Here is a 13,049-nt window from a genome sequence, read left to right as displayed (position 1 = left end):
GGTTCAATCCCGCGTTTTGAGAACGGCCACAAGGTCTAGTTGATTGATGCGCTCGCGAACGATGAACGCCGAGGCGATGGCCGCCAGCAGGACGACCGCACTGGCGGTCACATAGGTCGAATGCTCGACGACGAGGCGCACGCGCATCAATTCTCCGGCCAGATTGGTTTTCATGATCCAGGCAAGGCCATAGCCTATCACCCACCCCGCCGGCTGGGCGATCAAGGTCAGGATCGCGAGTTCGAGCAGCAGGATGCGCAGCACCTCGCCACGCGTGAAGCCGAGCACCCGTAGGCTCGCTAGCTCCCGCGCCCGTTCCGAAAGCGAGATCCTCGCGTTATTGTAGACAACGCCGAACGCAATAACGGCCGCCAGGCCAGTGTAGATGCTGGCCATCGTCGTGATGAGGAGCGCGACCGTCTTGCGAAAGTTTGCCAACGAAGTCCGCTGCAGCGCCATGCCGCTCACGGTCGGCATGGCCTTGACCGCTGCGTAGAACTGATCTCTGCGGTTGTCGTCCAGGCTGAGGTTGACGCTGTTCACGACAGGGCCCTCGCGCATCAGGCGCGTCAAGACCTCCATGTCCATCATGCCCTTGATGCCGAAATAGTCCTCCACCAACGCGACAATCGGCAGGGATACCGTTCGCCGCGCGCCTTCCAGGACGTCGACCTCGACCGAATCTCCCACCCCGACGCCGAGAATTTTCCCAAGCATGCCGGAGATCGCGAGCCCCGTCGCAGGAAGCACCACCGGCTGCAGATCGACATCGATGATGCGCCTGAGATGGGATTCTGGACGGCGCCCGCTGATCGTGATTCGCCGTTCAACATTGCCGTTTCGGATCCGAACCGGGACCTCTCGAAACGGTTCGGCGGCAAGCACGCCGGGAAGCCGCGCCACCTGGGTGACGACATTCTCCGCCCGTTTCTCGACGAAACCGATCGTTGCATCCTGCCGATCAGCCAGAAAGTAGGTCACCTCGATCAGTTGCTCCATGGTGTCGCGGGTGAAGAGCGATACGACGAGAATCGCGGTGGCGAGTGCCATCCCGAGCGCCGTGAGGGCGGCTCTGACCGGATGGCGCGAGATGTTGCGCAACATCATCAGCGTCGGCTGCGAAACAATTCTGTCCAGGGAAAGGGCCGTGGGCACCAGCCGGTGAAAACTCGGCAGCGCGGGCGGCTGCATCGCGACAGCCGGCGGCAGGTTTACCACCTCCCGGAGCGCGCGGATTGCGCCAATGCCGGCGGCGGCTGCGCTTAGTGCGCCCGCGATCGCGTAGAGATCGGGGGACCTCGCAAACAGCAGGAACGGAAAATGGAAGAAATCGCCGAACAGCGCGGTGATGCGCAGTCCCAGCAAGGTCCCGACGACGCTGCCGATCGCAATCCCGATCAGAACGACGAGGGCAACGAATTTGAGATAGTGCAATACAAGGCTGCTGTCGCGATATCCCAAGGCTTTTAGAAGCCCGATCTGCTCGCGCTCCAGCGCCACCAGCCGGCTGAGCGTCAGGTTGACGAGGAATGCCGAAACCAACAGGAAGATCGGTGGCAGCGTTCGGCTCATATTGTTGAGCATGTCGAGCTCGTGGTCGAGCCAGGCATGGGAGGTTTGATCCTTCCGCCCGTGGGCCGCCTGTCCACCGTAACGATCGAGCAGCGAATCGAGCCGGGCAACGACCTCGGACTCCGACGCGCCGCGTTGCAGTTTGACGGACACAGAAGAGAATGCACCGTCCAGGTCGTAGACGCTCGCAAGCGCCTTTTCCGACATCCAGACGATGCCATAGCGACGGTCGTCCGGCATCAAGTCGCCTGGCCCCACCGTATAGATGAATTCCGGCGACAACGCCGTGCCGACGATGATGAGCTGGCGCTTCCTGCCATTCAGGATCGCGGAAAAGCCGGCGCCGAGTCCAAAGCGGTGGGCCAGCGCGAAACTTTCGTTGACCACCACCTCTTCCGCTCGTCCGGGTTCGGGCAGACGCCCGGCCCGCAGATAGAGCCGGTTGAGCACGGGTTCGCCGACGTCCGGCAGCGAAACGAATTGTGCGCTGGCGGGTTCGGAAAATCCGGGCACGTCGACCAATGCGAGCCTGGCAATCCGCGCATCGACTGCAGTCACGCCCGGAATTTGCGCGATCTGGTCCACCAGCGCCTTCGGCGCGCGCTTGGCCAGCGCAAAGACATCGGCGAATGCGTATCGCTCATAATAGGCAAGACGGCTTTCATCGAGCGAGCGGTGTGAGCCGACCGCCAGGATCAGCGTGGCCACCCCGCCGCCGATCACCAGCGCAATCGCCAGCACCTGTGTCCACAAGCGCCTCGCGTCACGAAATAGCTTAATGTCGAGCGCCGACATGATGTCACCAGACCAACTGCGCCGCTTCACGGCGCGTCTCGTTTCGCTGGATCCTGGAGATCCGGCCATCGGCGAAGAACAGGACCCGGTCCGCGACCTGCTGGATGCTGGCATTGTGGGTGATGATCAGCGTCGTGGTGCCGAGCTGGCGATTGACGCCAAGCAGCGCCTCGATCACCTTGATGCCGGTTTTCGAGTCCAGCGCGCCGGTCGGCTCGTCGCACAACAAAACAGCGGGACGCTTCGCGATGGCGCGGGCAATCGCAACGCGCTGCTGCTCTCCACCCGAAAGCTGAGCCGGAAAGTGATGCATGCGCCCTTCGAGCCCGACCAGCGCAAGCGCTTCGTCGGGACGCATTGGGCGCTCCGAAATCTCGGTTACCAGTGCAACGTTCTCATAAGCGGTTAAGCTGGGAACGATGTTGTAGAACTGGAACACGAATCCGACGTGCCGGCGCCGATAATCGGTCAGCTCCCGGTCGCTCCGGCCAGTCAGTTCGAGGTCCTTGAAGAACAGCTTACCGCTGGTCGGATGATCGAGCCCGCCCATGATGTTGAGCAGCGTGGTCTTGCCGCTGCCGGACGGGCCAAGCAACACGACCACTTCCTTCTCGGAGATCTCCAGATCGACATTGTTCAGCGCATGAACCTGCACCTCGCCGGAGACGTAGGTCTTGGTCAGGGCGGTGGCTGTGAAGATCGCTTCAGTCATTGGGTGAGCTTGAGCCACGCCTTAACCGAAGAAATTGATCTATATCAGCAAAGGTTCGCGAATAGGAAGGAGGCTGGGGGCGGACCGAGATCTATGGAACGTCGGGCGCGGCAGCAATGCGTCGATCGAATGATGATTATTCAAGTCCAACGCCCATTGCCCGCGACCAGATACCGCTACGGAGCCTACCGGCGATAAGGGTCAATTGCTTGCTGACCGAAAAGCCGCCCGATTCGTGGGATGAACGCTGGCACCTCGGCCGCATACCTGGCATACGCCTCGCCGAACTCGGACTTTGCGTCACGCTCTTCGCCTCGCGCCAGCTTGACATACATCACCGTCAGCACCGGGAACATCGCGAGCGTCAGAATGGTCGGCCATTGCAGCAGGAAGCCGAACATCACAAGGATGAAGCCGACATATTGCGGATGCCGCACGTAGGTGTAAGGCCCTGTGGTGGCGAGCGAGCGCTTCTGCTGGGCGTCGTAAAGGACTTTCCAGGCGGCGGCGATCAGGACGAATCCGCCGCCGATGAACAGAAAGCTCAGGATATGGAAGGGACCAGCGTGCGGATTGGTCTTCCAGCCGAAGAGCATTTCCAGCAAGTGACCCGCGTCATGGGAGAACCAATCGATGCCCGGAAAGCGCGACTGCAGCCAGCCGGACAGGAAATAGATTGTCAGCGGAAATCCATACATTTCCGCGAACAATGCGACCAGGAACGCGCTGAAGGCGCTGAATGAACGCCAGTCTCGCGGCGTCTGCGGCTTGAAGAAGCTGTAGGCAAACAGGACAAAGACTGCGGAATTGATAATGACGAGGCCCCACAGACCATAACCGGGCGCTTCACCGTTCATGACGGTCTCCTATCGCTATCGTGTTGACGGTCTCCGTGACCGAGGCCACCGTGCATGAACAGATGCATCAAGGGACAGGCGAGCAGCGGCAGCCAGACCAGCAACCCCAACACGTGGGCCTGATGTTCGGTGAACAGCAACGCGCCGGCGATGATGAGGAACCCGGCCAGGACCAGCCCGATACGGGACTTCAGGGAAATTCCCTCGCGGGCGGGCTCCTGATGGCCAGAATGATCCTGCACTGACATCGGCAGCACTCCTGCTAAACCGATCTCCAATCTAGCCGGCTGGCGCGATGCCGTTTTGACCCAGATCAAGGGCACTTCCCAGTGCGATTTCCGCGCCCGATCGAAGAGCCATGTTCTGGACGAAAGGGCTATTCGACGACCAGCTTCCCGCGGAACATCCCCATTGGGCAGCCGAAGCCGAATTCGCCGGACGATTTCGGCAGCAACTCGACAGCGACAGTCTGCCCGGTAGGCAGGTCAGCACTCTTCTGGAAATCGGAAAAGATGACCTTGTCCGAACAGGACGCCGTCTCTTCCCGCCGAAAGTTCAGCCGAACCGGCCGGCCGCTTCGAACGATGATGGTATCGGGTGTATAGCCGCCCTTTACGAGGATCATCGCTTCCTGATAGCCGCCCGTGGTTTCGCTGGCGCGAAATCCCGTCGAGCGCTTAAGCCAGAAAAACCAGACGATAAAGGCGATCAGCGCCAAGCCGGCCGCCGTAGCGATCCAACGATCAGGACTCATGATGCGGTCCTCCGGGGATTGAACAGGCGAAGCCGGTTGGCATTGGTTACGACAGTAACCGAGCTGAATGCCATGGCGGCTGCGGCAATCAGCGGCGAGAGCAGAAGACCAATGAAGGGATAAAGCACGCCCATCGCTACGGGAATGCCGAGGGCATTGTAGCCGAATGCTCCAACCAGGTTCTGGCGCACGTTCCTCATGGTTGCGCGGCTGATCTCGATCGCGGTCACGACGCCTAGCAGGCTCCCTCTGATCAGGGTGACATCGCTGGCTTCAATGGCAACGTCGGTGCCGGTCCCTATCGCAAAACCGACATCTGCCTGAGCCAGCGCTGGAGCATCGTTGACGCCGTCGCCGACCATCCCGACCGACTTTCCTTCGAGCTGCAACTTCTGTACTTCGTGAGCTTTGTCGTCTGGCAGAACCTCAGCCAGCACCCGCTCGATGCCTACCTGCCTCGCGATAGCGCGTCCGGTCCGTTCATTGTCGCCGGTGAGCATGACGACTTCGATGCCGAGCGCCTTCAAAATGTCGATCGCGGCTTTCGAATCCGGCTTGACCGTATCGGCAACCGCTACCAGTCCGGCGGACTTGCCGTCGACGCTGACATACATCGGCGTCTTGCCTTCGTTGGCCAGACGACCCCAATCCCTTTCCAGCATGTCGATTGCGATTCCGCGACCGCGCATCAGCTTGGCGTTGCCAAACAAGACGCCACGGCCATCGATCTTGCCGCTGACGCCGTGCCCGGGAATAGCGGAAAATTCAGTCGCGTCGGAAAGCTTCAGGTCGCGCGCTGTGGCTCCCTTGACGATTGCCTCGCCGAGGGGATGTTCGGACCCCCTCTCCAGTGACGCCGTCAGGCGGAGCACTTCCTCCTCGCTGTAAGCACTAGTGACGACTACATCCGTAAGCGCCGGCTCGCCCCTGGTGATGGTTCCGGTCTTGTCGAGAATGACCGCATCGAGCTTTTCAGCGGCCTGAAGCGCGTCACCCGACCGGATCAGTATGCCATTCTCTGCACCCTTGCCGATGCCAACGGTCAGCGACGTTGGCGTGGCAAGACCGAGCGCGCATGGGCAAGCAATGATCAGGGTCGTCACGAAGACCACGATTGAAAACACAAGTCGCGGCTCCGGCCCAAAATCGTACCAAACGATCGCGGCCAGGGTCGCCAGGATGATCACTGAAGGCACGAAATAGCCGGACACCGTATCGACGACGCGCTGGATCGGGGCCTTCGAACTCTGCGCGTCCTTGACCATGTTGATGATCGTTGCAAGCGCGGTGTCCTTGCCAACCTTGGTTGCGGTAAAGCGGAAACTGCCGGTCTTGTTGAGCGTACCGCCGATCACCTCGTCGCCTACCTGCTTCTCGACAGGCATGGATTCGCCCGTGATCATCGATTCGTCCACGGCGCTTGAGCCGGAGGTCAGGCGACCATCGACCGGAATCTTGTCGCCCGGTCTCACGACGACTGTATCATCGACGACCACCTCTTCGATGGCGATGTCGATTTCTTTGTTGTCGCGGATCACGCGCGCGGTCTTCGCCTGCAATCCGATCAGCTTCTTGATCGCCTGCGAGGTTCGGCCCTTGGCCTTGATTTCAAGCGCAAGCCCGAGGACGACCAGTGCAACGACGACGTCGGTGACGTCCCAGAAAACCTCGGCGAGCGCCATGCTCGGGAAGATTTGCGGCCACGCAATGGTAACGACCGAATAGGCAAAAGCTGCGCTGATGCCAATCGCAATCAAGGTGTGCATGTTGGCGGCGCGGTGTTTCAAGGCGTCCCACATGCCGATGAAGAATTGCGAGCCAGCCCAGACGAGCACGGGAAGGCTCAGCACTCCGAGCAGCGCCCAAACGATCCGGCGGGTTTCGCTGCCCATTGGCATCCAATCGCGAAGTCCCGGAACCAGATCGGGATAGCTTAGCGCCATAACTGGAATCGAAACTGCCGCGGCAAACCAGAATTTCCGCATCAATGTACGGTATTCCTGCTCATTGGCGACTTCGGCGGGATCGAGCAGGTCGGCTTCCGGATCAATCTTCGGCTCGGCGACCCGGTAGCCTGCCGACTCGATCGCGTTGCGGATCGTCGCAAAGTCGGCCTTTTCCGGTTGATATTCGATATCGGCCGCATTGGTTCCGAGACTGGCTCGGGCCGCAACAACCCCGGGTACCATTTGCAACGCGAGTTCAATGCGGATGAGGCATGAGCTGCAGTGCATGTTCTTGATTGGAACGCGCATCGTGGCGGTCCCCGCCGTATAGCCGACGGTACGGATGGCATGGAGTATGTCGGAAACCTTTGTTCGTGCAGGATCGTATTCAATCCTCGCAGTTCTGGTGCTTGGGTTTACTGTTGAAGACACCACGCCTGGCACCGCCGCAACAGCCTTCTCGATAGCCGGCGGACAATGGGCGCAGGTCAATCCGCCGATACGAAGCTCGATACTCTGCTTTCGCTCCATGCGGGCCACATCTTGATGATCAGACGAAGCCGCCCGCCTCTCCGCTATTATCGCGTTCATGACGTTCTCCCAGATGCAAGCTGAACCCCGGCTCCGCGCCCACTGTCATTCCGGTGCCGCTTCGAACTAAGTATTATCGCTATCTGAGCGAGACCGAGATTGAGCCAGATCAAGATCCCTCAAGGGGATCAGCCACACTGATTAAGCGGGTCAATCCCGCGCTGGAAGAAGCTGTACGAAAACGGAAAGACCGCAACACTTCTGAACATTGCCAGAGTTTGATCTACCGCAAAGTGCTAAGCCGCAGCTATGATGCTATGCGTCTGTCCTCTAACCGGAGAAGCAGACATGGTCACCCGCACTCTTCTGATCGCCGCCACGGCGCTTTCGCTCGTCGCCATGCCGGCGATGGCGCAGACCAAGAAGGCCAATACGGACGGTGGTCCCCATTACACTGGCGGCCCTAAGGCCGTGGTGCCCCCTCACATTGGCAAGAAAGAGACCGGCACAACTACCGGAAAATCTGGGCCTAGAGGCAGCCATCATTACAGTGGTGGCCCAAGAAGCGACCCTCATCATATTGGACCGAAATAACCATCGCACGTTATCAACCCGCGACGCGTGTACGCCGCGGGTTGGCTATTCGCGTTCGCCAATGCAACAATTTCCGCGCAACGTTGTTGTCAAAGGGCGCGATAATCAATCTTAGCATGCATGCATCCAATATCTGAGCTTCTTGTTGCTGCGGGAGTTTGTCATGCGAGAAAAGTTACCTGAGTTTTCGCTGACGAGCCGAGAACTGGACCTTATCGACCGATACTGGCAGGCGGCGAACTATCTCTCGGTCGGACAAATCTATCTCCTTGGCAATGCCCTTCTTCGCGAGCCGCTTCAGGCCAAGCACATAAAACCGCGCCTCCTTGGACATTGGGGAACCACGCCGGGACTGAACTTCATCTACGTCCATCTAAATCGCTTGATCAGCGCCCACGATCTCAATGTGATCTACGTTTGCGGCCCAGGACACGGCGGGCCCGGCATGGTGGCAAATACTTATCTGGAAGGCAGCTATAGCGAAATCTATCCCGATATCACCCGTGATGCCGACGGGATCGTAAAACTGTTCCGGCAGTTTTCCTTTCCGGGCGGCATTCCGAGCCACGCCGCGCCAGAGACGCCCGGCTCGATCCACGAGGGTGGCGAACTCGGCTATGCACTGGCGCACGCGTACGGCGCGGCACTGGACAATCCAGACCTCATAGTGGCTTGCGTCGTTGGTGACGGCGAAGCCGAGACTGGACCTCTCGCGGCTGCCTGGCACTCCAACAAGTTCTTGAATCCCTCCCATGATGGAGCGGTGCTACCGATCCTGCATCTCAATGGCTACAAGATCGCTAGTCCAACAGTACTTGGCCGGATGAACAACGAGGAAGTAAAATCTCTCTTCATTGGCTACGGATACGAGCCGTTCTTCGTCGAAGGTGATGAACCGGCTGCTATGCATCGGATGATGAGTGAGACGCTGGAGACCGCGTTCGACCGCATCAGGCACATCCAACGGGCGGCGCGTGAAGGCCGCGCGACTGATCGGCGTCCACAATGGCCCATCATCGTGCTGCGAAGCCCAAAAGGTTGGACAGGCCCCAAGGAGATCGATGGCTTGAAGATTGAGGGCTTTTGGCGATCGCATCAGGTACCGATCGCAAACCCGCGCGGTAACCCGAAGCACCTGGAGCTACTCGAGCAATGGCTGCGCAGCTACCAGCCCGAAGCGCTCTTCGACGCCGACGGCCGCCTGCAACCCGAACTGCAGGCGCTCGCACCCAGCGGCGATCGGCGCATGGGTGCCAATCCACACGCAAATGGCGGGCTGCTGAAGCGCGAACTTCAGCTGCCTGACTACCGCGACTATGCCGTTGAGGTTTCGTGTCCTGGCGGCTCGCGCGCGGAAGCTACGCGACAAGCCGGCGAGTTCTTGAGAGACGTCGTTCGGCTAAACAGTGACGCCCGCAATTTCCGCATCATGGGACCAGACGAAACGGCTTCGAATCGCCTCGATGCGGTCTTCGAAGCAACGGGCCGCATCTGGATGGAACGCATCGAACCATATGATATTCATCTCGCGCATGATGGTCGCGTGATGGAAGTCCTGAGCGAACATCTCTGCCAGGGCTGGCTGGAGGGATATCTGCTCACCGGCCGCCACGGCCTGTTTTCCTGCTACGAAGCTTTCATCCACATCGTCGATTCGATGTTCAATCAGCACGCCAAATGGCTGAAGGTGGCGCGTGAGCTACCGTGGCGGCGGCCGGTCGCCTCGCTCAATTATCTCCTGACCTCGCATGTCTGGCGGCAGGACCATAACGGGTTTAGTCATCAAGATCCCGGTTTCGTCGACCTTGTCGCGAACAAAAAGGCGGATATAGTTCGAATCTATCTCGCGCCGGATGCAAACACGCTTCTATGGGTGGTCGATCACTGCTTGCGAACCTATAACCGAATCAACGTCATCGTGGCTGGCAAGCAGCCGGCACCGCAATGGTTGACGATCGAGCAAGCTGCTACGCATTGCACGGCCGGCATCGGTATTTGGACGTGGGCGGGCAACAAGACCGAGGAAGGTGAGCCCGACGTCGTCATGGCCTGCGCAGGCGACGTTCCAACATTGGAGACGCTGGCTGCCGTCGATCTGTTGCGGACGGCCCTGCCCGAACTGAAGATCCGCGTTGTCAACGTCGTCGACCTGATGACCCTGCAGCCAAAAAACCAACATCCGCATGGCCTCGATGATCGGGAGTATGACGTCATATTTCCCCGCGATAGGCCAGTGATCTTCGCCTACCATGGCTATCCCTACCTGATCCACCGACTGACCTACAAACGGTCGAATCACGATCACATGCATGTTCACGGTTTCGAGGAAGAAGGCACAACGACCACGCCATTCGACATGGCCGTACTCAACCGCCTGGACCGCTTCCATCTCGCCATCAACGTCATCGATCGCGTGCCGGGACTGAGTATAACGGCCGCACATATACGTCAGCAGTTTCGCGACAAACTGATCGAGCACACGCGCTACGTCCGGGAGCATGGTGAGGACATGCCCGAGATCCAGCAGTGGAGCTGGCCCTACAAGACCGCCGCCGAAGCCGGCGACTGACTGGTCTGCTCAACCAGGAGGCACCGATGTCCGATGCCATTCTCGTCTTCAATGCAGGCTCCTCCAGTATCAAGTTTGCGCTGTTCGAAACCTCCGAGGGGGGCGATCCGCGATTGTCCTGCAAGGGTCTTCTCGACGAAGATCAAGAGGATCCTCGGCTCGTCGTGAAGGACGCCGGCGGGCATATCCTGCTGGAAAGACAACTCACTCAATCGGACGCGGCCGAAGGTGGATTGTTCAGCGACGTCATCGATTGGGTGGAAAGCCGACACAAGGCGCTTGCCGCCATCGGCCATAGAGTCGTCCATGGCGGCAGGAAATTCACGACTGCAGTCCGAGTCTCGCAGGAAGTCATTGAAGAACTGGACGGACTGACGCCGCTCGCACCGTTGCATCAGCCCCGATGCCTGAGCCCCATGCGCAAGATCAATTCATTGCGGCCGCACTTGCCGCAATTCGCATGCTTTGACACTGCCTTCCATTACGGAATCGAGCCTCCGGTCAGCCGCTTCGCCCTTCCTCGACGCTTTGAGGAGATCGGTATCCGCCGCTATGGCTTCCATGGACTATCCTACGAATACATAGCGAGCCGACTCGCCGGTCTCTCACCTGCCCTTGCCGCAGCCCGTACGGTCGTCGCGCATCTTGGTAACGGCGCGAGCCTGTGCGCAATGCAGAACGGACGGAGCGTCGATACCACGATGGGCCTGACCGCTCTGGATGGCGTCGTCATGGGAACCCGTTGCGGGGCGATCGATCCCGGCGTGTTGCTGTATCTGCAGCAGGCGATGCAGATGTCGGCAGCTGACGTGGAGCGTCTACTTTATCGGGAATCCGGTCTCCTTGGGGTTTCCGGCATCTCCCATGATGTAAGAACACTGCTTGCCAGCGACGATCCCCGCGCCGCCGAGGCGCTCGACCTCTTCGCGTTCAGCGTCACCAGGCAAGTATCGGCGATGGCCAACAGTCTTGGTGGGCTGGACTGCCTTGTGTTCACCGGCGGGATAGGTGAACACGCCAGCGCGGTTCGAGCCGCCATATGTGCCCGGCTGCGGTGGCTGGGCGTCGAACTCGACAGTGAAGCCAATAATCTTTCCAAGAGCCGGATCAGCGCCAAGGAAAGCCGAATAGACGTCCGCGTTATCCCAACGGATGAAGAGATCATGATCGCAAGGCATTGCTTGACCAAAACAAGATAATTGTACTCGCGTGCCATATCCATGCCGCCGATTTCAAAGGCATCAAAGGTTCGTGCTGGGTTCGATACGATGCGACGTCGGGGATCTATCTGGAATCGCGCGAAGACATCAAGAGCTGGCTGCGGGTCAACGCGCGCATGATATCCTTGCGCGCAATGATTCCCACCAACCGCTGCGCGGCATCCAGCACGGGAAGACTCTTCATCCGGTGGTCTACGATCAGCTGCAATACTCTTGTTAACTTGGTCGCCGGATCGACATAGATAAATTCCGGCGTCATGACATCACTGACCATCCGAGACAAGAGATCGTCATAGGCCGGCACCATTCGGCCGGGGTTGAAGGCGAAGCACTTCAGAAAGTCGAATTGGCTGACGACGCCGACAATGTCCTCGCCGTCGCGGACCGGATAGCAGTTGAAATCGTCCTCGTCGAACATTCTCTGCAGCTCGCGCATGGTGGTCTCACGCTCCACCGTCTTCACGTTAGGCGTCATGTACTGCCCTGCAGTCGCTTCGAGAAATCTATGCATGGCCGTTCCTCGCGATATGCAAACCCTTAGCGGGACAGGACCGCGCAACGGCGCGATTCAGTTGCAAGATGGCGCGTGACACCACCGAGTACCCATTCGCGCAAGCGCGAGTGACCATAAGCGCCGGCAACCACGGCACCGGCACCTACATTGAGGGCGATTTTGTCGAGTCGTTCGGTAACGTTGCCAGCCCTTTCTGGAACAACGGAATGCGCCACGATGCCGTGCCCGCGCAGCCACTCTGCCACATCGGCAACATGCGACATCGCATCGGCGTGGGCGACGTCCTGCTCGCAGATCTCGGTAATCGTGACTTCTTTTGCTACAGCCAGGATCGGCAGTGCGTCGAACACGGCCCGGCGCGCTTCCCGCACATCCTTCCAGGCAATCAGGAGACTTCTCAAATCGAGCCATTGCACGGTGGGTGGCACGACGACGAGCGGTCGGCCGGCCTGCATCAGCAGGTCGCCCGGGTCCACGGCAGCGCTCGGATCGACCAGGGTCTCGGCGCGCGCGCCAACCACGAGAATGTCGGCGGCCCTTACCTGCTGCAGCATGTAGGGCGCCGGCCACGCCCGGCCGCAACGCCACTCGACGGACGTCGCGCGCTTCTCGACCGATTGGCGAAACTCCGCCTCAAGCTCCGACAGCCGTTTGTGGATGCCACGGACTTCCTGATCGAGCAGCTCTTGCGCAAAGTCGCCTTCGGCGAAATACATTGGCGGCCTGAGGTCCGAGGCGGCGACGCCGATGGCCCGCGCCCCGAATCGTTCGGCGATATCTCCGGCCACGGCAAGGCAAGCATCGTTGGGGCGGTCCAGCGCCAGACCAACCATGACGGTCTTGTAGTTCATAATCTGCTCCATGGCCTGTGATGAAATGCCGTATGGGCCTCCTGCCGTCGATTGCATCCTAGAGGCCCGCCCCAGTTCGAACCTGACCTAGATCAAGCGACGCCTCGGCTCTCGCAGAGAATTGCAAGCCGTTC

10 protein-coding genes are annotated in these 13,049 nt (G+C 59.7%); 2 read left to right on the top strand and 8 right to left on the bottom strand.

Annotated elements, in window-relative coordinates; all coding sequences use genetic code 11:
* Window positions 1-3: 3 nt before the first annotated feature.
* From YUO_RS0100450 to YUO_RS0100425, 6 genes are all read right to left on the bottom strand, one after another.
* Window positions 4-2,367 carry an ABC transporter permease gene (locus YUO_RS0100450; protein WP_028345526.1) on the bottom strand — a complete coding sequence of 788 codons (2,364 nt, stop codon included), beginning with the start codon at window positions 2,365-2,367 and terminating at the stop codon, window positions 4-6.
* A gap of 4 nt (window positions 2,368-2,371) precedes the next feature.
* Window positions 2,372-3,079 (bottom strand): ABC transporter ATP-binding protein, encoded by a 708-nt coding sequence (locus YUO_RS0100445; protein ID WP_028345525.1) that lies wholly within the window; start codon window positions 3,077-3,079, stop codon window positions 2,372-2,374.
* Between the two features lie 185 nt (window positions 3,080-3,264).
* On the bottom strand, window positions 3,265-3,936 hold the full coding sequence (locus YUO_RS0100440) for a methyltransferase family protein (protein ID WP_028345524.1): 672 nt from the start codon (window positions 3,934-3,936) through the stop codon (window positions 3,265-3,267).
* The gene (locus YUO_RS0100435; RefSeq protein ID WP_035725710.1) at window positions 3,933-4,184 is read right to left on the bottom strand and encodes a DUF2933 domain-containing protein; all 252 of its coding nucleotides are present in this window, start codon (window positions 4,182-4,184) and stop codon (window positions 3,933-3,935) included. Before YUO_RS0100435 ends, YUO_RS0100440 begins: the two co-directional genes overlap by 4 nt.
* Window positions 4,185-4,312: 128 nt before the next feature.
* Entirely contained in the window at window positions 4,313-4,690 is a 378-nt protein-coding gene (locus YUO_RS0100430; protein WP_028345522.1) for a cupredoxin domain-containing protein, read from the bottom strand.
* Window positions 4,687-7,167, bottom strand: coding sequence for a heavy metal translocating P-type ATPase (locus YUO_RS0100425; protein ID WP_051379155.1), 2,481 nt, complete (start codon window positions 7,165-7,167; stop codon window positions 4,687-4,689). The genes YUO_RS0100430 and YUO_RS0100425 overlap by 4 nt, the downstream gene beginning before the upstream one ends.
* Window positions 7,168-7,924: 757 nt before the next feature.
* Here YUO_RS0100425 and YUO_RS0100420 point away from each other — a divergent pair.
* Window positions 7,925-10,330 carry a phosphoketolase family protein gene (locus tag YUO_RS0100420; protein WP_028345520.1) on the top strand — a complete coding sequence of 802 codons (2,406 nt, stop codon included), beginning with the start codon at window positions 7,925-7,927 and terminating at the stop codon, window positions 10,328-10,330.
* Between the two features lie 26 nt (window positions 10,331-10,356).
* Window positions 10,357-11,529, top strand: coding sequence for an acetate/propionate family kinase (locus YUO_RS0100415; protein ID WP_028345519.1), 1,173 nt, complete (start codon window positions 10,357-10,359; stop codon window positions 11,527-11,529).
* 85 nt (window positions 11,530-11,614) lie between these two features.
* Here the strand turns inward: YUO_RS0100415 and YUO_RS0100410 are convergent, their stop codons facing one another.
* Complete coding sequence (locus tag YUO_RS0100410; RefSeq protein WP_028345518.1) at window positions 11,615-12,061, bottom strand: CBS domain-containing protein; 447 nt, start codon at window positions 12,059-12,061, stop codon at window positions 11,615-11,617.
* Window positions 12,062-12,087: 26 nt separating this feature from the next.
* Window positions 12,088-12,915 (bottom strand): universal stress protein UspA, encoded by an 828-nt coding sequence (locus YUO_RS0100405; RefSeq protein ID WP_028345517.1) that lies wholly within the window; start codon window positions 12,913-12,915, stop codon window positions 12,088-12,090.
* Between the last annotated feature and the right edge of the window lie 134 nt (window positions 12,916-13,049).

The sequence above is a fragment of the Bradyrhizobium murdochi genome, from assembly GCF_000472965.1.
Taxonomy (GTDB): domain Bacteria; phylum Pseudomonadota; class Alphaproteobacteria; order Rhizobiales; family Xanthobacteraceae; genus Bradyrhizobium; species Bradyrhizobium murdochi.
Note: the sequence above shows the minus strand (reverse complement) of the source record. Positions and strands in the feature narration are given on the sequence as shown.